Source organism: Mesorhizobium sp. B2-4-13 (assembly GCF_006658535.1).
Taxonomy (GTDB): domain Bacteria; phylum Pseudomonadota; class Alphaproteobacteria; order Rhizobiales; family Rhizobiaceae; genus Mesorhizobium; species Mesorhizobium australicum.
On sequence record NZ_VFVB01000003.1, the window covers coordinates 203524 to 229303 of the forward strand.

Annotated in this window: 12 protein-coding genes and 2 pseudogenes; 6 read left to right on the top strand and 8 right to left on the bottom strand. The window is 59.7% G+C overall.

Annotated features, from left to right (window positions below):
• Positions 1–2: 2 nt before the first annotated feature.
• From FJ936_RS09025 to FJ936_RS09040, 4 genes are all read right to left on the bottom strand, one after another.
• Positions 3–1301 carry an HlyD family type I secretion periplasmic adaptor subunit gene (locus tag FJ936_RS09025; protein ID WP_141906394.1) on the bottom strand — a complete coding sequence of 433 codons (1299 nt, stop codon included), beginning with the start codon at positions 1299–1301 and terminating at the stop codon, positions 3–5.
• Between the two features lie 19 nt (positions 1302–1320).
• Positions 1321–3597: a cadherin-like domain-containing protein gene (locus FJ936_RS09030; protein ID WP_141906395.1), complete on the bottom strand. Its 2277-nt coding sequence runs from the start codon at positions 3595–3597 to the stop codon at positions 1321–1323.
• Positions 3598–3607: 10 nt separating this feature from the next.
• Positions 3608–5407, bottom strand: coding sequence for a type I secretion system permease/ATPase (locus FJ936_RS09035; protein ID WP_141906396.1), 1800 nt, complete (start codon positions 5405–5407; stop codon positions 3608–3610).
• Positions 5408–5483: 76 nt separating this feature from the next.
• Entirely contained in the window at positions 5484–13520 is an 8037-nt protein-coding gene (locus FJ936_RS09040; RefSeq protein WP_141906397.1) for a peroxidase family protein, read from the bottom strand.
• Positions 13521–14505: 985 nt separating this feature from the next.
• Here FJ936_RS09040 and FJ936_RS09045 point away from each other — a divergent pair.
• Positions 14506–15168, top strand: coding sequence for a response regulator transcription factor (locus FJ936_RS09045; protein WP_141906398.1), 663 nt, complete (start codon positions 14506–14508; stop codon positions 15166–15168).
• Positions 15169–15241: 73 nt separating this feature from the next.
• Positions 15242–17569 carry a response regulator gene (locus tag FJ936_RS09050; protein ID WP_141906399.1) on the top strand — a complete coding sequence of 776 codons (2328 nt, stop codon included), beginning with the start codon at positions 15242–15244 and terminating at the stop codon, positions 17567–17569.
• Between the two features lie 72 nt (positions 17570–17641).
• On the opposite strand, the gene FJ936_RS09055 is transcribed toward FJ936_RS09050, so the two are convergent.
• A complete protein-coding gene (locus FJ936_RS09055; protein WP_181763114.1) occupies positions 17642–18058 on the bottom strand; it encodes a histidine kinase in 417 nt (138 codons plus the stop codon).
• 881 nt (positions 18059–18939) lie between these two features.
• On the opposite strand from FJ936_RS09055, the pseudogene FJ936_RS09060 reads away from it, so the two are divergent.
• Both FJ936_RS09060 and FJ936_RS09065 read left to right on the top strand, forming a co-directional pair.
• A pseudogene (locus FJ936_RS09060) lies at positions 18940–19883 on the top strand (DUF1403 family protein).
• Positions 19884–19886: 3 nt separating this feature from the next.
• Positions 19887–20574: pseudogene (locus FJ936_RS09065) on the top strand (SMC-Scp complex subunit ScpB).
• Between the two features lie 320 nt (positions 20575–20894).
• Here FJ936_RS09065 and FJ936_RS09070 read toward each other — a convergent pair.
• Entirely contained in the window at positions 20895–22172 is a 1278-nt protein-coding gene (locus FJ936_RS09070; RefSeq protein ID WP_141906401.1) for a hypothetical protein, read from the bottom strand.
• Positions 22173–22354: 182 nt separating this feature from the next.
• Between FJ936_RS09070 and FJ936_RS09075 the strand changes: the two genes are divergently transcribed.
• Both FJ936_RS09075 and FJ936_RS09080 read left to right on the top strand, forming a co-directional pair.
• On the top strand, positions 22355–23293 hold the full coding sequence (locus FJ936_RS09075; protein ID WP_141906402.1) for a hypothetical protein: 939 nt from the start codon (positions 22355–22357) through the stop codon (positions 23291–23293).
• 37 nt (positions 23294–23330) lie between these two features.
• Positions 23331–23513, top strand: a complete 183-nt coding sequence (locus FJ936_RS09080) for a hypothetical protein (RefSeq protein ID WP_141906403.1) — start codon at positions 23331–23333, stop codon at positions 23511–23513.
• Between the two features lie 183 nt (positions 23514–23696).
• On the opposite strand, the gene FJ936_RS09085 is transcribed toward FJ936_RS09080, so the two are convergent.
• Both FJ936_RS09085 and FJ936_RS09090 read right to left on the bottom strand, forming a co-directional pair.
• Complete coding sequence (locus tag FJ936_RS09085; RefSeq protein ID WP_141906404.1) at positions 23697–24965, bottom strand: phospholipase D family protein; 1269 nt, start codon at positions 24963–24965, stop codon at positions 23697–23699.
• A complete protein-coding gene (locus FJ936_RS09090) occupies positions 24966–25763 on the bottom strand; it encodes a hypothetical protein (RefSeq protein ID WP_141906405.1) in 798 nt (265 codons plus the stop codon).
• Positions 25764–25780 lie beyond the last annotated feature (17 nt).

Consider the following 25780-nt stretch of genomic DNA (forward strand, 5'->3'; position numbering starts at 1 on the left):
GATCAATCTTCGTTCATGGCCCGCTTCATCTGATCGGTGAATGGCTTGACCAGGTAGGAAAGCGCCGATCTTTCCTTGGTGTGCAGGAAAACTTCGACCGGCATGCCTGGCACCAGTTGCTTGCCTTCGAGGCCGCTGCCATCAACGATCGCGATCGTGGAAAGATAATAAGCCTGGCCGGTCTGCGCGTCGACACTCGCCGCCGCTCCAACAACGTTGACGCGCCCATTGATCTCGGGTGTGGTGCGCTGGTTGAACGACGAGAAGCGCAACCTCACATCCTGGCCCGTCGATACCTGGTCTATATCGGTCGGCGCGACCCTTGCCTCGATGACAAGTTCGTCGCCGCCGGGCACGATTGACATGACGGTTTCGCCGGGCGCAATCACCCCGCCCACGGTGTGAACCTTGAGATCGTTGACGATTCCCGAAATCGGTGCCCGCAACTCCATGCGCGTGAGGCGATCCTTTGCGGCGACGATGCGATCGTCCAACTCGGCGACTTTAGCCTCGACGTCGCGCAATTCCCGCTGAGCATCGGTCCTGACCTGCTGGTCGAGTTCGATCATCTTGAGATTGACCTCGCTGATCTGGCCCCTGGCCCGCGCTACATCGGACTCGACCTCGGCGATATGGCCGTCGATCTTGATCAGGTCCCGTTCCAGCGTGCGGGTCTTGTCGTCTTCGATAAGTCCCTTGTGCAACAGGGGCGCCAGGCGATTTATATCTTCAGCCACGAGTGCACGTTCGCTTCTGCTGGACACTTTTTGCGCCTCCAGGCCTCTGATCTGTTCTTCGTACTGCTCGATCTGCGATGTCAGTTGCGCCTTCTGGGCCACACGCGTCGCCCGGTTGTTGGCAAACAGCCGCTGCTCGCCATCCACGATGGCGTGCGGATCGACATCGGCTGCAAAATCGAATGTGATCTGGTTCACATCGTCGCGCTCGGCGCGCAAGCGGGCGGAGCGTCCCTGGAATTCTAGAAACTGACTTCTCAACACGCCCAGCTCCGCCCTGGTCTGGGTTTCGTCGAGACGGATCAGAACGTCACCAACTTTCACCGCATCGCCGTTGGCGACTTCGATCGCGCCGATGATCCCACCGTCGCGATGTTGAATCATCTTCAACTGCTTTTTCGAGGTGACCTTACCCTGTGCGATAATGGCACCAGACAGGTTTGCATTGGCCGCCCAACCCCCGCAGCCCAGAACCAAACCCAACGCAAGGAGGCCGGAGACCGCTACCCTGGAGTGAATGGTGTAATGTGGCCGACGCGTCTTCTTCTCGAGATTCTTGTCCACGCTTTTACCCCCTTATCGTCTACGCGGTCGCCAATGCCTGACCAGGCATTGCGGCGTCGTGCTTTGCTTCAAGAATGAAGTCCTGAGCCGTCAGTTCGTGATGGCCGTCGAGGGCCAACGAGAATTCGTCGTCCGGGTCGCTGTCGAGATTCCCGGAGATGACCGTGACCTCGTGATCGATGTCGAGCGTTTGGAAGCTGAAGGTCACCGCCCCTAGATCGGCTGGTGCCGCGGAGGCCGCGCCGGCAAAGAACAGTTTGTGGCCGGCAAAGTCATCGAGATCTTCTGAAATGCGCGACAGATCGATGCGGTCTCCTGCATGGAAATCCATTATCAGGTCGCGCGGCCCGCCCTGGTTTTCAAGGGATTGAAGCGACTGGAACACGAACAGGTCACTGCCGCCGCCGCCCACCATGACGTTGACGGCATCGTTCGCCACCAGGGTGTTTCGCCCATGGCCGCCCACGATGCTCTCGATTTCGAAGATGTGGGCCTCTTCGATGCCATCGAGGAAGACGAGCCCGTCCGGCAGGTCCACAAGGGTGTCCTGGGCATTGGCGGAAAGGTCGAGCGTGTCCTGTCCGTCGCCGCCATGCACGATATCGATCTGGATGTCGTTGCAAAGAACAATGACGTCATCGCCCGCGCCGCCGTCAATGTGATCCAGACCTGCGCCATCGCTCAGATGATCATTGCCGTCGCCGCCGGTGATGGTGTCGTCACCGGCACCGCCAATGAGCGTATCATCGCCCTGCCCGCCGTCGAGAGCATCGTCGCCGTCGCCGCCGTCCAGCGTATCGGCGCCCGCATCACCATGGAGCGTGTCGGCGCCGTCGCCGCCGGCGATTGTATCGTCACCGCCGCCGCCAATCAGGAGGTCAGCTCCGGCACCGCCGTCGAGACCATCGTTACCGTCGCCGCCGTCCAGCGTATCGGCGCCGTCTTGGCCATCCAGTACGTCATTACCCGTGCCGCCGTCGGCGACATCGTTGCCATCGCCACCATGGATCTGATCGTCACCGTTGCCGCCAAGAAGCAGATCGTTGCCGGCGTCGCCATACAGAATGTCGTTGCCATCGCCGCCGAACAGGGAATCGTCGCCATTGCCGCCAAAAATGACGTCGTTGCCGCGGCCGCCCCAGATGACGTCGTTGCCGTCGCCCCCGATGAGCCGGTCGTTGCCATCGCCGCCGTGGATCGTATCGTTGCTTTCGCGCCCATAGACGACGTCGTTGCCGCCGCGCGCATCGATCAGATCATTGTATGGGGTTCCTATCAGCACATCGTCGCCCTCGGTGCCGGCCATGGATTCACCGGCGGGCTCCGTGACTTCGAGGTGGGCGCTCTGCTGGATGGTCTCGATGCCGTCGCTGATCTGATAGTGAAACGTGACGGCTCCAATCTGGTCATGTTCGGGCGTATAGAGCCATCGCTCCAGTCCGATGCGGGTAAGTTCACCTCTATCGGCTTCGAGCGAGCGCACGATCAGATTGTCCCCGTCCGGGTCGCTGGCGCCGTTCAGCAGTTCCCCCATGGTTATGATGACCGACAGGTTCATCATGCCGTCGGACAGAAAGACCGGACCGGTCAAGACCGGCCGCCGATTTGATTTTGACGGCCCTGGCGAACCCTGGCCGGGGTCGGTTTGGCCGGGCTGATTTCCTTGTCCCCCGCTACCGTCCGGCTGGCCGCCCGAGCCCGACCCGCCGTTACCGGTGTCGCTCCCGCCATGGCCCGGCAAAACGCCACCGGGAGGTGAGGATCCCCCACCGCCGGGATATGATGACCCCCCACCACCGGGAGGTGAGGATCCCCCACCGTTGTCGTTGCTGGCAACGGGTGGCGGCGCGCCACCATGGCCGCCCGGAGCGTGGATGCTGTTGCCGATGCTGGCGCGACCATCAGGGTGGAGTCCTTGCACGCCCCAGGGCCGATGCGGCTGCCAGACGTCGAAATTGAGTTCGCCGACATTGACGCTTATGGGTTCGGCGAGGCTTCGCAGATAATCCGCGACTTCGCCGATCTTCTGTACCTGCGTCACGACGGGGTCGTCCTCGGCGTCCGATGCGTGATCATTGCCCTTGGTGGTCTGGTCGGAATGTCCGCCGGGGGTTTTTTCGGGGACGTTCTGGTCAGTCTCGAACATCTTTTTCAGAAGTACCGCGAATGCACCGATCAGGAAGGGAAAGGCGGAGACCGAATTGATGCGCGCCCGCGTGTCACGTAGCGCAAAGCGGTTCTTGGGAGCGTCGAGCTCCTCGTGGTTGGGCAGTCCAAGCGCGAGCCGGTCGTCCATTTTGCTCTCGTCAATCCTTTTGCGCAGCCGCAACGGCCGACACGTTGCGCATCTTGCCGCCAGGCCTGGACATTGGGGCGGCGCCGACCTCGCCGTCCGAGGCAGGCATTGGGGCGACGCGCATGGGTTCGCGGATGAGTTCGGTCTTTGGGCCGATCGTTACGAGCTTGCCGTTCTGTATCAGTCCGACGAGATCGACCGCCGCAAGGGCGCTCGGGCGATGCGCAATCACAATGGCGATGCCGCCACGCTGACGAACGCCCTTGAGCGCATCCGTCAAGGCGGCCTCGCCTTCGGCGTCGAGATTGGAATTCGGCTCGTCCAGAACGACCAGGAAAGGGTCCCCGTAAAGAGCACGCGCAAGGCCGATGCGCTGGCGCTGGCCGGCCGACAGGGCGGTGCCGTTTGGCCCGAGTTCTGTCTGGTATCCCTGGCTGAGCCTGACGATCATTTGATGGACACCGGCGGCGCGCGCGGCGGCAACGATCCCGCGTGCGTCGGCTTGCGGATCGAAGCGCGAGATGTTCTCGGCGATCGTTCCCTCCAGCAGGGATACGTCCTGGGGCAGATATCCTATGGCGGCACCAAGTTTGTCGCTGTGCCATTGATCGAGTTCGGCGTCGTCGAGCCTGATCGAGCCACGCAGCAGCGGCCAGACACCGACAATGCCTTTGACCAGCGATGTCTTGCCGCCACCGCTTGGTCCGATCAGTCCGAGCGCGTCGCCGGCCTTGAGTTCGAAAGAGACGTCGCCCAGAAGAACAGCTCCGGTGTGGGGCGCAACGACGGTTGCCTTTTCCACTTTCAGCGTCTGGCAAGGCGCCGGAAGATCGATCATCTGGGACTCGTCATTCATCGCCGCAAGGGTTTCCTTGAGCCGGCCGAAGCTGCGGCGGGCAGCGACGAAACCCTTCCAGTTGCCAATGGCCATGTCGATGGGAGCGAGCGCGCGTGCCGAAGCGACCGAACAGGCTATAATGGAACCCGACGAGAGTTCTCCCTTCATGGTGAGATAGGCGCCAAGGCCCAGAAGCGCCGATTGCAGCATCATGCGCAGCACTTTTGCCAGGCCGCTGAAGGACCCCGTCACGTCGCTGGTCTTGGTTTGCAAATAGAGGTGTTTGTCATTGGCCGCTGAAAAGCGCGACACCGCACGGGAGCCGAAACCCATTGCCTTGAGAATATCCGCGTTGCGCGCGTGCGCGTCGGCGATGTTCGAACGCATGATGGCGGCCCGGTGCGTATCCTTGGCGACATTTCTTGTCATCACTTCGGTAATGACCGTCAAGGCGATGAGTACTATGGCGCCCGCGACTGTCAGCAATCCAAGCATGGGGTGGAGGAGATAGACGAAGCCCAGGAACAGAGGCATCCATGGCAGGTCGAACAGGGCGATGGGGGCCTGGCTGGATATGAAGCCGCGCACGGTATCCACGTCCCGGCCCCGCTCCAGCGCTTCCGACGTGGAATAGCCGTAGCGTGGCATCTCGATCACCACCTGATGGGCCAGCGGGGCGAGCCTGGCGTCGAGGCGCGCGCCATAGCGGACGAGAATCTGCGACCGCAACACGTCGAACAGGCCCTGGAAAAGGTAGAGTCCGATGGCCAGAACGGAGAAGGCCACCAGAGTGGGCACGCTGCCGCTGGGCAGGGCCCGGTCGTAGATCTGCAGCATGTAGAAAGAGCCGGTCAACGCCAGAAGGTTGATGACTCCCGAAAGGCAAAGCAGAAAGACTATAAGCCCGCGATAATTGCCGATGTATTGCGAAACATCGGGTGCGGAACGAGTGCGTTTCTTTTGGGTACTCATGAAGCCAACCCCCCAACTCGATTGAATGGTGCTTGGGCAAAACGGCCGCCGGGGATTCCCCGGCGGCCATTTACGTTCAGGCGAACTTGAACGAGGTTCCGTCAAGGTCGTGGTGACCGGCAACATCAATGCTGAAGTCGGCTACGCCGTCTCCGTTGACCTCACCCTTGACCAGCGTGTGTTCGCCATCCGCAGCCGTCTGGTAGTTGACCATGACCTGGCCCGCCGAAGTGAACCCGGCTCCGGCAAAGAGGACGAAGGACTGATGCCCCGCGGCACTCGTGTTGGCGTCGATCATCGACAGATCGATCTTGTCTCCCGGCTGCAAGCCCACGATCGTGTCGCCATTGGCGTCGGCTGCCGATCCGAACACGAAGGTGTCGTTGCCAAGCCCGCCATCCATTGTGTTGGCGGCGTCGTTGGCAATGATCGTGTCATTGCCGGAACCGGCGATCACGTTCTCGAAGCCGAACACTGTATCCTGACCGCTTTGCGCGCTGGAGACACTGCCGTGATGCAGCAATCCGTTGCCCAGATCGATCGTCAGGCTGGCGCTGATGGCCGCGTAGTCGAGCGTATCCTGTCCATCCTCGCCCCAGTAGACGTCGTTGCCGTCGCCGACATTGGCGATGATGCGATCGTCGCCACTGCCCCCATAGACTGTGTCATTTCCCGCCCCGCCTTCGATGACGTCATTGCCGGCGTCACCGAAGATGCGATCGTCGCCCGCGTCGCCAAACAACATGTCGTGGCCGTCGCCGCCGAAGATAATGTCGTTGCCGGCCCCGCCGAAGACGACGTCGTCGCCCGCGCCAGCCTTGATCAAATCGTCTCCGGCACCGCCAAGCAGCGTGTCCGCGCCATCATTGCCCAGGATGACGTCGTCACCGTGGCCGCCGCTCAGCACGTCCGCATCGGGCCCGCCGATCATGACATCGTCACCATCGGTGCCGAGATGGGCATCGCCGCCCGGCACCGGCGCATCCCCGCCGTCGCCTTCTCCCGCGGCAGCAGCCGTCAGATCCAGCGAAGCAGTTTGGTGAACGGAAGCCTGGCCGTCGCTGATGTCGTAGCTGAAGCTCACCTGGCTGGTGTCGTCGGTATTGGGTGTGAAGGTCCAGCCATCGGGCCCCTGGGTGACGGTTCCCGAGGACGGCGTGAGGTTGGTCACGGTCAGGGAGTCGCCATCGGCATCCGAGGCTCCGGCCAGAAGCGTCGCCGCGGTGATCAGCATCGCCGTGTTCGCGCCCAGCGAGGGCAGCACGATGGCTCCGTTCACGGCCGGCGCACGGTTCTGGTGCTCGTTGTCGTTGTCGTCGTCATCGTCATCGTCACCTTGTGAGGTGTCGCCTCCATTGCCAGGCGCAACGTTGTCGACAACGTCCTGGGGACGCAGGTCACCAATGACATGGTTCGTCCCGCCGGCGCCATGGAAGACGATACGATGATCGGAGGTCAGGCCAGAGATATCGACTGTGTCGTCGCCGTCGCTGCCGTTGATGGTGATGGTGCTGGTCTGCAGGTGGGACGGGGAGAAATCACCAACGATCAGAACATTGTCGGTCCCGCCGGAAGTGTTGACGGTGATCTCCTCGATGTCCTTGAGCTCCGCGATGATGTTGCCGTTCGTCACCGCACCGCCAACGCCGTTGGTATTGCGGGTAACCACGATTTCCGTGCCGGCGTTGAGTCCTGTCAGGCCGGCCAGCACCGCTTCGGCAACGGAGTAGATCCGGAAGACCTCCGCAGAGTTGTTGCCGTTGGCGGTAAACCGGTCGCCCGTCCCCGTGTTGGAGCCGCCATCGACGAAGTCGTGCCCATCGGTGCCGCCAAAGCTGTTGGCGTTCCAGACGATAGTGTCGTTGCCGCCGCCGGCGAAGACGATGTCGTTGCCGCCGCCCGGATCAATCGTGCTGCTTCTGGCGTCGCCAACAATGATGTCGCCGCTGCCGCTGCCGTTGATGTTGCCTGACGTGCCCGAAGAGCTTCGGTCGATAGATCCCGTAGCGTTGTCAGTGTAGGCGGGGGTCCCGTTGTCGGTAACCCTGTAGGTGAAACTGCCCATGCTCCCCTGGGCATTGCCGCCATTGCCGGTTGAGCTAGAACCAGTATCGGTGAATGTGACAGCACCGGCAGCGTGAGAGGCGGACCCGCTGTTAGCACTTCCGACAAGGGCATCAAACGCAAGCACCGGGCCGTCCGGATCAGTGTCGTTGGCCAGGAGCGCCCAATCTGGGATGACAACCGATCCAGCGCCCTGGATGTTGGTGACTATGTTGTCGTTGCCCGCGTTGGGTGCGTCGTTGACCGGGGTAACGTGGATGGTCGTGGTCGCCACGTTGCTGTTGATCAACTCGTCCTTGACCGTGACATGGATGATGCGGTCGGCCGGATCGGGATTTTGCGAGTTGTTGGAGAAGGTGACCGCCTGGATCGCGGCCTGGTAGGCAGCGAAGGTGGAAGCCCCAGTTAGGTTGACGGTGATCTGGCCTGCAACCGACGTATCCGTCGTGCCGGTGATCCCGTCGCCGTTGATATCGTTGCGGTTGAGGCTGTCTCCCGCCTTGGCGTTGGTCAGCACGACCTTGGCCGAGTAGATGACCGAGCCATCGTCGGCAATGCTCGGCCCCGAGGCTATGTGCACCGAGGACCCGCCTTCTGCGAAGGTGGCATTGTAGTCATTGGAGTTGTCGTTGATGGGGGCGGAAGTGCGGATGTTCACATTATCGATGTAGAAGTTCTCGTTATTCTCCAGAACGCCGCTGGGGGGTTCCGAATATTGGAAGCGGATCGCGGTGTGGGCACCGATCTGCGCCGGCGTAAGGTCGAAGCTGAAGTTGCCACTCGCGTTGTTGTTCGTGGCAGCCAGCGTTCCGATCTGATCCCAACTGGAGCCGTTGTAGGCGAAAACGAGAATGTTCTCCCCGGGATCGGCGCCATTCTCGTTCCAGGTGAACGACAGGGTCGCAGCGGTGACTCCAGTCAGGTCAACGGCACGTGAGATGCTATCGTTATTCGCAACGTCAGCGTTGAAGTTCAAACGATTATCGGGGTTGTTGTTGCTTCCAACATTGGCAATGGTGATGTCGCCGCCAGTGCCATTGTTGTCACCGATTTCGGTCCAGGGACCCAACCAGTTGATGGTCCCATCATTGCCCGCGTAGCTGCTCGATGGGCTGAAATCATCCGTGGCATTGCCGATGTTGAATGCGTGCAGGTCCAAAGACGGTGCGACTAGCGGCAGGTGAATGTCCCCGTCGACAAACCGCAGCACCTCGACGCCGACCACAAGGTCGGTGCCATCTGTCGGAATGACATCACCGTTGGCGTCGGTCGCATTCGGATCGCGGTTATCCGTGATCTTATAGGCGGTCACCAGGCCATCGGCATTCCCGAAATCATGGCTAATGATATCGATCGAGTAATCTGCCTTGTTGCCGGTGAAGATGGCGACGTCGCTGGTTCCGGCACTGCCGGGATCGCTGCCGAGCACCAAATCCTTGCGATCTTCGGTCTTGAGCAACTCCGTAAAGTGCTTGGCGAACATTTCCGTGCCCAGCGCCGCATTGGCGAGAAGGCCGTCTCCAAGCGTTCCGCTGTAGCTGTGGATGATGTTGCCGTTCGCGTCCTTTTGGCTGTGATCGTAGCCGCCATAGGCGCCAATCAGAGTATCGAGGCGGATTTTGTCGCCGATGATGACGTCAAAACCGCTGCCGCCAACGCTCCCGTTCGAATCCGGCGTCCGCGTATTGAAAGTGTCGTTGCCGCCACCGCCTATCAGCCAGTTGTCGCCTGAATTGACGCCTTCGGCATCAACCGTGCCGGTGTTGTCGGCGCCGATAATAGTGTCGTCGAATTTCGAGCCGATCACGCCTTCGAGGTCGGTCCAGAGCTGGTTGAAGGGCTCGAAGGCCGTACCGCCAGGCGCGCCCGTTAGATTGACGTTGCGCAGATCGGCTGCCGTGTCGAGCACGATGCTGGTGTCGCTGAACGCGGCGATGTCAAAACCGGTGTCACCGAGATTTTCGTCGCTGTCGCCGGTCTGGGCCGCCTGGCCGATGCCGCCGAAGAAGATGTCGTCGCCATGCTCGCCCTTGAGCTGATCGGAGCCCGAGCCGCCCGACAACATGTCGTCGCCCTCGCCGCCGCGCAATTCGTCCGGGCCGTCGCCACCGAACATGATGTCGTTGCCCGAATCGCCGAAGGCGAGGTCGGTGTCACCGCCGGCGTCGATATAATCGTCGCCCTCGCCGCCATAGAGTTCGTCGATGCCGGCCTCGCCATAGATCCGGTCATTGCCATGGCCGCCGATAGCGACATCCAGCGCGCCGGCGCTGGTGCCGGCATAGATGATGTCGTCGCCGGCGCCGCCGTCGAGGAAGTCCTCGATGTCGCCGCCGTAGATGACGTCCTGGCCGTCGCCGCCGTAAATATGGTCGGCGCCCGCCTTGCCGTCGAGCACGTCGTCGCCCTTGTCGCCATAGATCGTGTCGTCGCCATTGCCGGCGTCGAGCCAGTCGTTGTAGTCGGTGCCGGCGAACGTTTCGTGGGAATTGTAGCCCGAAGAGGGCGTCCCGTCGGGGTTCTCCCCGACATCGGGCCGGAAGTCGGCGATGTAAGTATTGCTAAGGCCAAGATCGGCATTGATCTTCGTGAGCAGTGTGCCATTCCCGGCGATGCTGTTGCCTGAGCCGGAATAAATGCCGTAGCCCGTTGCAGTGCTGGGGCCGGTGACCGCATGGGTGACGGGATCAATCTTGAAACCATTCGCCATGCCGGCATTATTCGCAAGTGCCGTAGCGTACATTGGGGCGAGTTCGAACGTATGGTCGGACCAGCCCATCACGTCTCCGTTGAGATGCTGCGCCCCGGTCGCGCGCTCGATGATGTCCTTGAACTGCTCGGTCGTGATGGCGTGACCCAGGTCCGGATCGATATTCAGGGCGAGACCAAGCCGGTAAAGGTAGTAGAAGCGGTCGCCATCCATCAGCCTTTCCATCTGGTCTTCAAAGATGGCGTTGAAGGTGGTGCCGAGCTGGCCGGTGAACACATGCAGTTCGGCTAGGCCGCCGATCCAGAAGTCGATCTTGTCATAGCCCTTGTCGCCGCCGTTCAGGAATTCAATCGCGCCAGCGAGGTTGAGGCCCGTCAGGGCGCCCGTGCCGGTGATGACGCCGGTTTCAAGGTCCAGCACTTCCTGGGCTTTCGCCACGTCCCCGTCGAAGCTGTAAGCAGCGATGAAGTCGACCAGGGATTCCGGGTGCTGCATCTGGGAGGCGAATTCGGCCCAGCTTGTGTAGGGATTAAGAGCATCGACAATGAGGTTGGTATGGTGCGGCGTCGCCGGGTCGGCGAGCCGCTCGGCAACGAGCGCGTCATGAAGCTGCGCTCGCACCTGGTTCAGCGTCGGCATGCCGACGTCGCGGCCGCGGGCGATGTTGATCGCGGCGAGGTCGAGCGGCTGGCCGAGCAACGTCTGCTGCATGGCCGGGGTGACGAACTCATCCACCTCGTTGGTAAGCTGCTGCGACATGCCGCGCAGGATGTCCTCGGCGCCGGTCGCCTTATAAGCGCCGGGGTTGAGGAACGCCGCCTCCAGCGCCCACTTGGTCACCGTGCCGTTGGGATCGATGGCGTCGATCGTCTCGCGAAGCTGCGAATGCCCAAAACGGAATGCGGCCTGCGAATACTCGAGCGATATGTCGGAATTGATGTCGTTGTCGTATGTAACGAACTCCGGCAGATCAGGGGTGACCAGCCGCGCATATTGATCGATGGCGACGTGCTGGTACTCCATCTCGTTGACCAGCTTGGCAGCCTCGAACATCTTGTCCTGGTTCCAGGAAATCTGGTCGATGGTTGCAGTGCCGGTCACGTTCATCAGCGTGTAGTTGCCGTCTGAGTCGGTGAACGAACCGCCAAAACCATCATTGACGGCAGTCTGGTAGCCATGGCGTGCATCCACGTCTGGCGACTGCAGGACCATGGTCTCGAGGTTGACCAACTGCACATTGTGGTTGGCATGGAAGACATGGTGGATGGCGGTGAGGCCGAAATTCTCGTTGGCGCGCCCGTCACCGGCTATGTAGTGGTTGCCGAGCGACTCCATCAGCGCCTCGCCAATCGCGGCGTATTGAGCCTCGGTGACCGGAGTGCCGCCAACGTCGTTCCTGATCGAGAAGTTGGAAAAGTCGATGAATGGGGCCATCTGGCCGAAGTTGTCGAAGCCGCCCGCCTGGATCGTCGAATTGCTGAAGTTGATCAACGTGAAATCCGGGTTGATGTCGAGCAGCAGCGCCTCGCCGGTGTAGACAAATCCGCCGGCCGCGTTGCCATTCGTATCGATGACGTGCCCCGTTTCATCGCGAGCCCTGAGATTGTTGATGTCATCCCAGGTGAGGTCGTCGCGGCCGGTTTCCGCCAGGTGGGCACGGAGTTCGGCCAGGGTGGGGAGGGTGCGGGTGGTCTGGCCCACGCCGAGACCTGTCGCGGAGGAGTCGTCGAAATACTGGCTGTTGTAGGCCTGCGTCTGATGCCCGTCGAGCAGTTCGGCGCCTGGGATGTAGGTTCCCGGATGGTTGGGATCCTCTACCCATTCGCGCAGAATGTAGGTGGTCTGCGAGTCCGAGCCATAGCTCTGGCTCTGGTCGATGTAAGGCGACGTATGATTTGTGTACGTCGTTGTCTCCGGCTTGGCGATGGGGGTACCGGTGAAGTTGCCGGCGGTGGTCGCAAGATCCTTGTCGGCGCCACCGAGGAACTGGTCGTCGGCCGTGCCCCACTCGCCATCGGCACCCTTGTCAGCCAGGTCGTCGCCGGTGCCCCACACATTGTCGGCACCCGCGATCGACATCGCGCGGCCGTGCAGGTCGTCCACCGTGTAGCCGTCCGGCGTGGCGCGCGAGATCGTAATCGTGTGGCTGGGCGATTGCGAATACATCGGGTCGCTCGGGTCGAGCGGGATGATGATCTTCGAACCCTGACCGCCTTTGCCAATGAAATCGAGACCATGGTCGAAGAACTGGCCGAACAGGGTGAAGATACCGCTGGTCGACGGGTCACCCGGCAGCGTGTTCAGGTTTCGCACCATATATTCGGTGATCGTCTCGGTCGTGCCGCCGACGCCGATGACGTTCTCGGACGTCACGACATCGGTGTAGACACCCATTCGGATCATGGCGCTGGCATCTGCCCCAGCAGCTGGTGCGTAGGTGCCACCCAGGCCAAGGCCCGCATAGTCGAAGATCGCCATCTCGCCAGCGGCAGGGCTGCCGGTGCTGATGACCACTCGTCCCTCGCTGTTCATGCTCGCTGCCGCATCTGTCACGCCGTGTGCGGCGAGGCCCGCGGCGATCGCGCCCAGCGCGGTGTCGAGGCTGACAGTGAAATCCAACCCGAAATGGACATCGATGCCGACCACTCCGTTGGCACTTGGATTGCTGGAGACAGCCGAGTCGAAGAACTGGAACGGGACCAGGTCGCCACCTGAAAGCGCCACGATGAGCAGTTCGCCCGGGGCCATAATGAGCTGTGCCGCGCTGCTCCCGGTAAGGGGAACGCCAGATTGGGTGAAGGCGCCACCCACCGCCGTGGCTGGGTCGGGCGCGCCATACGACGAACTGATCGTCTGGGTGATCATGCGCGGCGTGTAGTCGATCACCGTGCTGTTGAGATCGCCATAAGCGCTGGGTGATGCAAGTTGCGTGGTGTCCGAGAGGGTACCCGTGTAGTTCGTCAGGGCCGGATTGGTGAGAACTTGTGCCACGTAGTTGTTGTAATCGGCCTCGGTCAGGCGCGGGAACGGGTCGTTGGTCGCGCCCCAGTGCCAGCGGGTGAGATCGACCAAGTTGTTGAAAAACCCGATCGGGATGCGAAAGCCGCTTGCTTCGCGCGCGCCGTCGTAAATAGAAAGATGGGTAATTGGATCGATAATGCTTAAAGGGTCGAAAGTTCCAAAAAGACCCAGTGTCCTGGTGGTTCCGCCAGCATCCGTATAGCCATAGATGGCTTGACCGCTGGCATCGTAGCCAGTGATGAGAATTGCGTCGCGCATCTGGTCGAGAAGAAAGTTGATATCACTGAGCGTGATGTCGAACGGCTTGATGGAAGGCATCGCTTTTCTCCATTCGTGTGCCGTACGCAACGGCGACAAGACTACGATCAGCGCCCTCGCGGGCGCATTGGCGGGAGTTGGGAAGTGCCTTCTCGGGGGAGGGCAATGGGGCTGTAAGCTGCGCCAATGCCGGTCTTCTCCGACTGGTTTGTTCCCTATGGTAACCCTTTCTTAAGCATGACACCGCCAATTCGAATGCCTACGGTCGGACGTCGCATGATGTTTTCGGCACAAAGACTGGGGAATTTCGACGGATGGTCTGGCGCCAGCCTGGACCAAGGTCTGGGCTGAAACCCAGACTTTGGTCGAGCTGGGCCAAGGTGTTGAATTCCTCAGGTATGCTTTCGCGTGTGCAACAATTGGGCTGGCGCCACACGCGTCCTCGCCGGCAGTACCCACGGCGGCAATGTCAAACGCGCCGAGTCTCCGGCATGTGAGCCCAGGCCGAAGTTCCTGCGATCCAGCCCGCCGAAACCCGAGCCCGGCTATTTCTCGAACGCGGCCTCAACGGCCTCAGATATGTCGCATGCATCGCAACCGATATGACGGACTCGTCCTGTCCTTCCCGTTCCGTTTACTTCGTCTGTGCTAAGCTAGATGTCCATCCGAGACCCAGTCGCAGCCAAGACGGCCAGCTCAAATGCAAGCGACGCCGCAAACATTCTATTATCGGTCTCTCAGGCCTGATTGATTTAACCATGGTCCCGAAATCCTCATGCACATATATTTGGCTTGTACGGGCTACTAGCGCAAAATGTACATGATACTGTCAATGGTTACGCTAGGTATGTCCGATTGTTCTATATTCAATCTAGCGCTTGGACGAATTTAGAAAAGTTTCCTGAATGCTCGCACCTTCGTCGGGTCTCTCCTGCGTTGACAATCCACTTAAGCCAAGTCTAACATACCCCGTTATTGGGATTGTGCAGGGTTGACGGCTCACTGGTGTGTGACACGCCTTGGGTCGTACGCTGGGGGTAGCGGCGTGGGCGATCTGGATAGAGTTTCAATTGCCGTTGTCGACGATCATCCGATCGTTCGACGCGGTCTAGGCGCTGTTATTTCAGGCGAGGCGGGCTTCAGTCTCGTTGCCGAAGGCAGCACCGCGCGTGAAGCGCTGGAAATCGCCGAACGGTGGCGACCCCAGATCATGCTTCTTGACCTGGGGATCCCGGGAGGTGGCATGGAGGCGTTAAAGCGCATCGTCGTCCAGGCGCCCTCGGTCCGATGCGTGATCCTCACGGTCTGTGATTTGGCGGCCACGGCGATTTCTGCTTTGAACGCAGGCGCCAGAGGCTATGTGCTCAAGGGCGTGAGCGCCGGAGATCTCAAGAAGGCGATGTGGACGGTGGCGAACGACGAGTCATTCGTCTCGCCTGAATTTGCGACAAAACTGCTGCAGGCTGCACAGTTGAATGTCCGGCAGGCGTCTTCCGTCGATCAGCTTACCCACCGTGAAGCTCAAATCATGAAAGCCGTTGAAGAGGGCCTTACCAATCGAGAGATTGGCGAGAAGCTGGATATCAGTGAAAAGACGGTCAAATATTACATGTCTGGCATTCTGCAGAAATACGGGGTCACAAACCGTGTTTCGGCGGTAATCGCGGCGCAAAAGTCGCGCGGGGTAAATCCGTTTCTGGGCAATTGATGCGCTAAGGGCCGCCAGGTCTTGCGGGCATGATACCAGACGAGTGAGGTCCCTGGGCAGGAAACCGAGATCAATGCGCCATGCGCGTCTCTCCTGGATCGAGTTGGGTGGCTGCCTCCTGCTGGCCGCGCTCGGCTATCTGCTTTGGTTCCAGTTCAGCACTGGGCGGGAAATGGACATCAAGGCCGCGATGCTGGCGTTCCAGGCAGAGAACCAGGCCAAAAATCGAGCAGTCGCGGTCAACGTCGAGGCCAGTTTTCGCCAGATGTACCAAGGCATTCGCACGATCGCCCGCTTGCCGACCGTGCGAGCGCTGAGCTCCGAATCTCATTCCTTGCAAGAGGATGCGAGGGTAAGCGCCCAGGAGATCTACAACAATCTGGCGGCAAACCTCTCGGTTTCAGAACTGTACATAGTGCCAGCCAATTTCGATCCGGACCGCGTCGACGCCGATCCGGCGACCCCGGAAGTGCCGTTGATGACATTCGATGAATTCATAGTCGGCAAGAACGCCGATCAAACCTCGGCTCGCTTATCCTCCTCCGTAAAGAGCCATGTAGAAGAAGTGGAAATATTCGAGTATCGAGCGATGAAAATCCAGCTCGACTATCTAGTCAGAAAATATGACAACGACAACGTAATCTCGAATCTGAACTATCCTGCAATTGTAAGCAGAGAAGTCATTACGTGCGACAACACGCACTACTCGCCGACGGCACCTGATGATGACAACCGCAAGGGCCTTGTCTATTCGGTTCCATTCTTCGGGTTTGACGGAAAGCTGCGAGGCATCGTCACTGCGGTCGTACTGTCCGATGTCCTTACCGAAATTCTGCCGAACGATGGCTATGCGTTAAGCAATGACAGGCTCGGTTTCTACAGGGGATCCCGTGATGGCCAACTTTGGAGGCAGGTCTCGCTACGAACCGAAGCCGGCCTCGACAACGTTGCCTATGGCAGTTCGACGCCGCTCGATTTTCCCGATGTCGGGGGAGGATGGAGCCTTTGGTCCGTGGTGCCGACGGTGGTGTTTCTGAAATCACCCGCCGTCCAGTCGATCAACGAGCGTTTCCGCACCGAGGTCATCATCCTGATTTTGGGGAGCGTGGTCCTGGCCGCCGCGCTCCGATGGCTCGCCTATAGAGGCTCGACGGTTGAAAGACACAATCGGGAGCTCGCCTTGCGCATCGAGGAGCGCACGGCCGAGTTGGCCAGCGCCAAAAGGATTGCCGAGGCGGCCAGTTCGGCGAAAACCCAGTTTCTTGCCCGGGTCAGCCACGAGATCAGGACGCCTATGCATGCGATAATCAGTGCGGCGGAGTTGCTTCGCGCCAGTCAGCCCGACAGGCGCGCGCGGGCCAAACTTGAGATCATCGACCATGCCAGCCAGACATTGCTCGACATCGTCAACCAGGTGCTCGACCTTTCGGCAATCGAGCACGGCAGACTGAACATCAACTCGGTCGAATTCGCGCCTTCGGCGCTTCTGTTGGAAACGTGCGACATGATGCGGGCCGTTGCCGACCGCAAGGGACTGACGATCGCTGTCGAATGCGCTTCGAATACGCCCGCCCGCTACTGCTCCGATCCGACGCGCATTCGCCAAATCCTCGTGAACCTGATCGCGAATGGTCTCAAGCATACCCAAACAGGCGGGGTGACCGCCCGGGTCGGTAGCGATGTCTCCGGAGTTCTGGCCTTCGAGGTCGTGGACACGGGTTCGGGGATCGCGGAAGATGACCGGGAGCACATCTTTCAGGAATTCTATCGCGGCGCCAATTCGGACGGGTCCGGTCTCGGGCTGGCGATAAGCCGGCAGCTTGTCGAGCGGCTTGGCGGTACTATTGAAGTTAGCGACGCTCATCCGCATGGCGCTCACTTCCGGTTCACCATCGCCGCGGAAACGGCCGTGCCCGTCTCTGCCGCGCGCCAAGCGCCCAGCTTGCCGGAGACAAAGCGGACCCTGGCGACTGCGGCCCGCTCGGGAATGCGTGTCCTGCTGGCGGAAGACAACGAACGCGTACGCGGACTTATCGAGGAGACCCTTCGACAGTTTGGCTGCCTCGTGCAAGTTGCCGGTGATGGTGAGGAGGCGGTCGCCGCAGCCCGCCTCACCAGTTTTGATGCAATCCTGATGGACTGCTCAATGCCCAGGCTCGACGGCATTCGCGCCACGTCCAGGATCCGGGAGATTGAGGCGTCGGTCGTCGAACGCCGACGAGCCCATATCGTCGCCTTGACGGCCAGCGCATATACCACCGACCGCGAGGCTTGCCTGCAGGCAGGAATGGACGATTTTCTAAGCAAGCCTTTCAAACGCGACGAGCTCTTCCGCGCCTTGGGAATTGCCGCCGAAGCAACGGGCAAAGCCACTGCAGTTTTGACGCCGGTCGCGGGATAGCGCTGTCCGATCTCCCTACGACTACGCCAAGCGCCGGTAGCCTACCAAAGGCAGGGCCCACCGGTGAGTACCTCAGGCCTGTCGCGCCAGCTGCCGCGAAATCTGCCTGAGATCGTTCAGCGCGTCGATGCTCGCCGACTTCACATCCTGAACTATCTGCCTGGGCACTGGTTGGCTGCTGCCTTCGGTGTCTTGCAACATCTCCTCGAGTTCGTCCAGGCGCAGTATCACATAGGTGAGCATTTGTGCGGGACCATCATGGATGCGCAGGCCGATCCCCTCGTAGTGCAGGCTATGGGGGAGGGCGTTGCTACCACCGTCGGCGACGCCGGCCCGCCGGAAGACCAAACTGATTGCACCGAGCATGACTGCCCAGGCGAGAGCGACTGCTGCGACTGCCTGTGTTCTGCCGGGAATTGCATCCAGACCGGTCGTCGCACCAGCCGCCGCGGTGACGCATTGATCGAACCACCAGCCGAGGGCAATCATCGAAAGGGAAACGACCCCAACGAGCAGGACAAAGTGCCATGTCGCCCAAGGCGAATGTCCAAGCCAAGCCTGTGCACGGTTGAATCCACCTGCGGCAGCACAAAATGTCCGCCAGGCGCGAGCCGTAAGTCCGATCCGTTTTCCGTTACCATTTCCTGGCATATTGTTCCTCGTGGGGAGAGCAAAAACAGATGTCAGAAAATCTATAAAAAAATTCTCGAGGTTTAGTTGCGTGAACTTACCCTACGGTCTAATACCTGTATCCATAACAACAATCGCTCCCGGTACGCGATTGTACGCGGAATACATGCATTAGCTTTGGGCGGCAACTGCATGAAGTTTTGGCGCCTTACAAAGCGACAGAATTTGGCCAGAGGTTAAGCCCTCGCTGGAATGTCTGCTATTTCCTTCTGGACGCCACAAGCCGCCGATCCGCCTGTGGCCCCCAAAGGCCCGACATCAAGACATCTGCTCTGCAAAGACCGCTTCTGGCGCATTTGCGACGTTCTTTGCACCATAAGGTAGCAGGCTCGGCCCTGAAATCATTGAAGATTTTTCGGACAGGGCGCTACCAAAGGCTCATGTTTTTGCTGTGATTCAACAGCTTATAAGTAGGCTGGTAGCGGGAGAGCGCTACCGCCTTTCACCCCGCCCGGAGACCCCGCGATATTTTCTGCGGTCTTGGGCGTGATGGCTGACCTCGTGCTTGTGAAATCAATCGACACCGCGTCTATGCGGCAATGCCGGCCAAGGACGGGCAACGGCCTGCCTAAATGACTGATAATGCAACATTATCATTCGTTATTGCGGGACGACAAGCTGTGCGGAAGAACGTCTTTCAAGTGGCCGTAAGCGCACAGCCATCGTATCGTCGTAGGGTCATGATTCGAGCGGCCGTTAGTCCTTTTATTTCGCATACGGCGCCTGCGGTGCCCGTTTGGGCAATTCCGCAGGGCTCGGTTGCGAACGATGTCGGGGCTGCATTCATGGCAGGCGCGGCTTTGAATTCATTGGATGCGCTGGTACGCGCCGATCCGGGATGGGCCGGCGCTTGGCGGCAGCGCCTAGCATTGAAATGCGCGGTCGCGTCAGTGCGCCTTGCCGGTCGAAGCGAGAGTGAAGCGGCGTTGCGCGATGCAGCTCTTCTCACCCGCCATGACGATGATCCGGGACCCGCCGGCAATGTCCTTGCGGCGTGGCAGCGGCTTGCTTCTCGCAGCATTGATCTCGGCGTGGAGGCTCTGCGCGCGGTCGTCGAGTTGCACGGCCTAGCCTGGAGCCAGGACCTTGAGCAGATTCCCGGTGGATCGAGGCGCTTATATGCGAACCCACGCCGGCGCCGTTTTCCGCGGCAAGGATCGCGGCGCAGATCTTTGTTGTTCGTCCGGACGCCGAGCAATTGGCCTGGTGGCTGTCCGATCTGGTGTTGTCGAAAAAGCTGCGCTGGTCAAAATGCTTTCCGCTACTGACCGCTCAGGTTTTTACACCGGCCTTGCACACAGGCAGTTCACGGATCCGGCCCGGAGCGCGAGGATCTGAGCGAGCGGTATGCATTGCGGTCGCGCAAGGCGCTGCTGAAGCCTGCCGCGTCGCAGGCGAGATCGCGCGACGTGCCGAGCGGTTGGTGGCTGTGGCGCCAAGCCTGCGTACCAAAGGGGCGGGCGAGGCAATTGCGAAACTCATGTGCGAGGATGCTGTTTCGGGCTCCCTGGTTACACCGCTTCTGTCAAGATTTGGCTCACGGCGATTGTTCGAGCGCCTTGTGGAAGCCAACGCTGTTCGTGAACTGTCAGGACGAACAACCTTCCGCTTGTACGGGCTCTGAGTGATGGCTGAGCAATCCGCCCGCAGAAAGGAAGATGCGGCTCAGGCGTCCTTGTTCGATAGGGAGCTCGAGCATCTCCCGCCGCAGCTGCGCTGGCGCGAGTGGATGAGCCGGATCGAGGCCGTTGTCTTCGCCGCAAGCGCGCCGGTGACGCGCGAAGTGCTGGGGCGTGTGGTGGGAAAAAACTGCAATGTCGAACTCATCATCGACGACATTCGCGAGGAGCTGCGTGGTCGGCCCTACGAACTGGTGTCGATCGCCGGCGGCTGGCAGTACCGCACCCGGCCGGCCTTTGCCGATGCCATTCCGCGCCGCTACCGGTGTTGACAAAAAGACCACCGACCTGTCGCAGTTCGAAATGATGGTGCTGATGACCGTGGCGTATTTCCAGCCGGTCACCCGAAGCGAGTTATCGTCGTTCTTCGGACGCGAGATAAGCCGCGACCTGATCGGCCATCTGCGCGGCGCGGGCTTTATTGCGTCAGGTCCGCGCAGCCCGACCCCCGGGGCACCTTACACCTATGTAACGACAAGGACGTTCTTGAGCCATTTCGACTTCAATACGTTGCGCGATCTGCCCGACATCGAGGCGCTCGAAGACGCTGGCTTGCTGAACAAGGACAAATGGCTGGCCGGAGAAGTCCATCTGGTTGGACTGAACGACGATGTCGATTACAGTCAGGAAGCATGATGGTCGCGCGACATGGCAGGAAATATATTGTGCGGTAGACGGGGCGAAGGGCAACCCGACGTCAAGACCATCCCCGTTGGTACCATGCACAGGCAGCAAGCAGCGCCAACGCGTCATACTGAAAAGCGACCGGCCAAGCCTTCTATCGCCGGCGGCTGCCGGGCGGGCGGCGGGCTGCCCGCCCTTTCCCAAGGTCGTCGGACGGGCGCGGCAACAGGCTTGATTAAACGCGGTGCCTGAAGAATTCGCGGAACAGTACCACCGCCGGTTTCGCGTATACAGCTCAAGGCCAAACGCAGGCCATGCTTGCTGGGGCCGGCTTAGAACAGTCCACGGTTGTCGAAGGCGCGCACGAGAGCACTTTCGAGCGTGCCGTGATGTCCGTCCCTTCCCAGGATATCGATGAGGTCACTCCATCGCGCGGGCCCCACTGTTTCGATGGCCGGATTCTTCTCCAGTACGGTGTATGTTTGAAGGTCAGCGCTCATCGAGACGGGATCAGCGTTGCCGATGTTGATCAGATCGGAATGCGTCAGTTCGGTTCTGATGGCGATAATACGGCTAGCGATCGGAACACGCTTTTCGTTCATGGACAGCGTCATGCCAAACAGCATCGGGGAATCGACCGTCTCGAGATTGAAAACGATCGCTTTCGGGCCTCGAAGTCCGCCCGCCTTTTTCTTGATGTCACCCTTTGAGCCGATCATTTCCGAACTGCCGAAACATGTGATGGTCGAACCCAAGAGCAGAACAGAACCGGCCGAACGGCGAACCTCTTTCAGCGAGTTGCGATAGAACAGCTTGAAGGCAAAGTGCTGACGTAAGGTTTCGCGGCCCTCAAGCCAACCCGGAGATTGAAACACGAGGAACATTCTGTTGATGGATGGACGCGTCTCGTTGGAGGAATATCGATAGCAGACGAAATATCGCTCACGGGAGGGATCGGCGGCGATATTATTTGGCGTCTCTTCGTCGAACAGGACTTGCCAAAGCCCCTTCGAGTTGAAGTTGCCGAGCTCGATCATGCCGCCCAGGTCATATTTCAGCTGACTTCTGGCCTGCCGCGCGGCGGTGAACTCCGCCACGTATTTTGCCACGTCGGCGATCGGCTTCTTCTCTCTAAACAGGTCAAGAAGACGGCGCAGAAATTCTGAAATCTGGCCTGTCTCGGCGTGGATATGATGATTGAAAAAAACATTCTCGCCGTCGTCGACCGCCGTCCAAAGCATAAAAAGAATGTACAAAAGGTAGGTTCCGCGATTCCTCACCTTGTTGCTGCGTCGGTGTATAAAGTTGGCGACAGCCTGCTTATCGATCTCCGCGACAAGGAAACATCCGTTCTCTTTGTCATGGAAATACGAGTCGGCGAACTTGCTAATGGCCTGGGTATACCGATGCGCGCTCACTTCCTTTCCATCTTGGCGGCCTCGCGAGCCGAGATAGAGCATCGTATGCGCGAGGTCGCCTCGCAAGGAACTGTCGCCCTCGAAGAGGTCGCCTACCGCCCTGACCAGCTTTTCCCAGCCAACACTGCGGTCCTCACCCTTGAGATGGTTGATATAGGCGACGATCGAATTCTGCGGGCTTTTGGGCGACATGAATGGGTTCTGCTCAGGCAGGAGATTGATACAAGTTGGACGGGAATTTATACAAGGAGGGAAGGATTTCAGACACCCTAGTGCCGATCGGTAATATTGATCAAGCCGTCAGTAAGTGTGCGTTCTCTATCAATGGAAGCGATTTCCCCACATATTTTCGACAATATGAGGGAGGTCTCGTCATGATTGAGGAAAAAGTCGCTTCTGCTGAGTTTTCTGGCTGGTCGGCCGTCATCTGGTTCCTGGTTTTCGCCGGGGGACTTCTCCTGACAGGGCTCGCTGGCGTCCCGGCAGGCAACCTGCGCGGTGAGGGCTTTCACCCCTTGGACATCACCGTCATGCGTACCGTTTCCGTTGGCTTGGTGTTCTTCCTATTGGTGCTGGTGCGCTGGTGTTTCGTCGGACTGCCCGTGCTTCGGCCCGAACACCTCAAGGCCCTGATCGTGTTCGCTGTGTTCGGCGTCGTTTTGACGAATGGTGGAACGACACTGTCGGTGGCGCTGGTCCCGAGCTATGTGGCAATTCCTGTTATCTTCGCCATGAGCATTGCCACTGCCATGGTGATCGATCTGGTCGCCAAGAATGCGGTGGACAAGCTCGACATTGGTGTCTCGCTCGCGCTCGTGGTACTCGTCGCTGTCCTGGTGGGAGCCGGAGCCGGCGAGGCGGTCGGGTTTCACCTTTCCGCAATCGCGGTCCCGGTGATGACCGGCGTGGCGCAAGGCGTGGCCTACCATGCCGTCGGTGGCAGCAAGGATCTCGACGCGCTCACCTTCTATTCGTTCGGGTTTGGAATTGGCGGCGCCGTCATGGTGGTGACGTCAGGCGCGCTAGGCGTGGTCGACTTCAAACTCATTCATGACAAGGCGTTCGAGCCGGACATCGCTGCCTGGCTGTCCATGCTGTCGGTCGGCATGACAGTGTTGCCTTACTTGATGATCAGAGCTGCGGCGACGAAATTGTCCATGATTGCAAAGGGCAGCGCCGGCTCTGCCGAACCTGTTGGCGGCGTCGCCGCCGACTACCTCCAGGGACATCAACTGGAAGTTACCCGCGTTCTGCTCGTCGTAACGATTATCGGGGTCGTCTTGGCGAACCAGTTGCGAAAGCGCGGATCCTAGCGGACAGGCGTTGGGCCACGTCCTTGGGAATTGGCACATGGCCGATGTAGGCAAATCCGAGCAGCAGAGCGAAGGCGACGAAGGCAGCAATGAAGACTTCGCGACCGAGTTGAAGGCCGATTTGTGCGAGAAAAAGCGCATAGCTCAAGCCAGATGCAATGAGTACTATCGGCAAAATCCGCACTTCACTACCCCCGAGGCCCTTGCCCGCTTAACTTAGCAAGTTGGCGCCAATTGTCGAATCGCTCTTTTCTTCGGATGCGTGCAACGACCTGAATGACCCTGGCGTCAAAAATGTGGTTCAGACCCTGACAAGCTCCGCGAGGCTAGAGTTGCTGGCCTTGCTACGCTGAGCCGAGACTGTCGCTCGGACGCGCAGATGCAAGCCCATGGCTGGCGTGGCTCAGGCGCCTTTTACGTCGAAGCCGAGGTAGCGAAGTGCCTTGGCCATTCGCCCGTTCATCGGCGGACACTCATCAGGTTTGATCGTGCCGTACAATTCCAGGGCCGAAAAATAGCCGAACAGCGCGATCCTGCGAGAGGGGTGATAGAGAATGTCGTGGAAGCGTTCGATAAAATCCCCCGGCCCGTGGATCAGGTACGCAAGCGACGATTTGACGTGGTCAACCCTGTCGGCGTTCCTTGTCCAGAACTCAATCGGCAGGTTCTTATGTCCGCCCTTCACAAAGCGCATCTGCTCCGCAAACGCGTGCAATGAGAGCAACCCCCTCGTGATCTCCTCCTTGCTGGCGGCAACCACCTCCTCCACTGTGGAAAACGTTCGTGCTACGGTCTCCAGCCATTCGACATAGTCATCAGGGACCATGCTATTCTTTGCACCAGTCCATTCGCGGCCCAATTTAAGGATCAGCGCTTTGCGACCAGCGGCATCGCGCAATGGTGCCGAGCGCCAAGCGTCGTCTCCGCTCACATGGGAAAGCCGAACATAATTAAGGAAGCGATTGGCTTCGTTGGCGAGACCAATCCTTGCCAATTCCGGTCGACGCAGATCGTTCTGTTCAAGAATTTCGCTCACCTCGACGAAGGCGGGCCTGTACTGCTCATAGACTTCGCGCCGCAGCGTTTCGAGAAAAACCCTCTCCTTGGGCTTTGTGAGGCTGGTGACGTTGATGTTGGGAGGTTCGACCCGCCCCACCGCGCCTTCGATCTCCTGCTCATCATTTGGAGATCGTTTGAGCAAGTCGCCGACGGTGGAGGCAAACGCCATAAGCTTGGGCTGCGTCAGCACTTGGCCGGCTTCCCAGAGTTCAACAAAGAGGGCACGGACTTCCTCGATCGCGTCGGCGTCCTCCTCTCTGTCGAGGCAGATGACCGCCTCGCGGTTCACCCACAATCCTCCCTGTGTCAGGTTGGAAGAGCCAACAAGCGCGGCGTTCTCGAAGACGTAAATCTTGGCATGAAAGCGGCGGGTTAAATAGCGAATCGCGAGCCCGGGCACCCCGAAAACCTTGCGCAGCGCCTCCGGACTGGTCGCCGAGTTGAGCCCGATCAGCAGCCTGACCGCCTTGCCGGCACGAGCCGCATTTAAGATCGGCTGAGCTTCGGTGAAATACGGCGCTGCCAGATGGATGGACGACGACGTTGCGATAAGCTTTGAAAATGGGTTAAAAACAAAGTCCTTGGCGGGACCGTTCGAGAAAATTTGGCTCATTCATCGCAACTCATCGTCTCTTTGAACCAGGAAGACACAGACTGCACAGGCAATGCTGACAACCAGTTCCGCCTCGGCCGCGCTGTATTGCGCCCCCTCTTGAATATGACGACCATGCTCTGACGCATAGCCCCAGAGTTTTTCCAGAGCGCTATCCAGGGGGCGGGGCACGTTGAGCCGTGGGATCAGTCTTCCAAGCGTCAAATTCGACTCGCCGGTAAGATCGCGGGCGGCGCACTCCACGGCGGCCATCGCATGCTGGATTGCGCCTGTCCGATCCGGAATCGGGCGCCGTGAGATGTCCTTGAGAGCTTCCCTGATTTCTGCGGCGGCATTCTCCCGGTTCGACGCCTCAAAGACCTGGACCGCCTTTTCGGTCAAGGATGTGAAATTGGCTTCGCCTCTAAACACGATGCCGATCGGGCTTTTGAGTTCCCAACCAATGCCTTTTTCCAGAAAAAGTCGATTGAGCTCACTTTCAAACAGCGCCTGCTCTTCATAATTGTGATCAAGATTCCGCCAGATCGTCTCGGCGATGTCATAGACCTTGTACCATCGACAATCTTGCAGCAGCCGAAGCACCTCATCACAGATGTTTGGGTACTCCGACCAGTTGCTTGAATCCGGTGTCTCGAATAGGACGCTGCAGATGATGGTGCGGATCGACGATGGGCTGAGCCCGGCACGGTTTGCAATCTCGGCCACGCCATAACGCAACGCAGGAGGGGCATCCTCGCGAACACAGATCGGAGCATCCACAACGCCAAAACCATGGCGATCAGAAAAATAACGGCTCACCGCAGATCCCTTCACCG

Bases quoted from the DNA above. Each gene is read 5' to 3' on its own strand.
- FJ936_RS09030 (WP_141906395.1), bottom strand. From the start codon at position 3,597: ATGGACGACCGGCTCGCGCTTGGACTGCCCAACCACGAGGAGCTCGAC.
- FJ936_RS09035 (WP_141906396.1), bottom strand. From the start codon at position 5,407: ATGAGTACCCAAAAGAAACGCACTCGTTCCGCACCCGATGTTTCGCAA.
- FJ936_RS09040 (WP_141906397.1), bottom strand. From the start codon at position 13,520: ATGCCTTCCATCAAGCCGTTCGACATCACGCTCAGTGATATCAACTTT.
- FJ936_RS09050 (WP_141906399.1), top strand. From the start codon at position 15,242: ATGCGCCATGCGCGTCTCTCCTGGATCGAGTTGGGTGGCTGCCTCCTG.
- FJ936_RS09055 (WP_181763114.1), bottom strand. From the start codon at position 18,058: ATGATTGCCCTCGGCTGGTGGTTCGATCAATGCGTCACCGCGGCGGCT.
- FJ936_RS09070 (WP_141906401.1), bottom strand. From the start codon at position 22,172: ATGTCGCCCAAAAGCCCGCAGAATTCGATCGTCGCCTATATCAACCAT.
- FJ936_RS09075 (WP_141906402.1), top strand. From the start codon at position 22,355: ATGATTGAGGAAAAAGTCGCTTCTGCTGAGTTTTCTGGCTGGTCGGCC.
- FJ936_RS09080 (WP_141906403.1), top strand. From the start codon at position 23,331: ATGGCCGATGTAGGCAAATCCGAGCAGCAGAGCGAAGGCGACGAAGGC.
- FJ936_RS09085 (WP_141906404.1), bottom strand. From the start codon at position 24,965: ATGAGCCAAATTTTCTCGAACGGTCCCGCCAAGGACTTTGTTTTTAAC.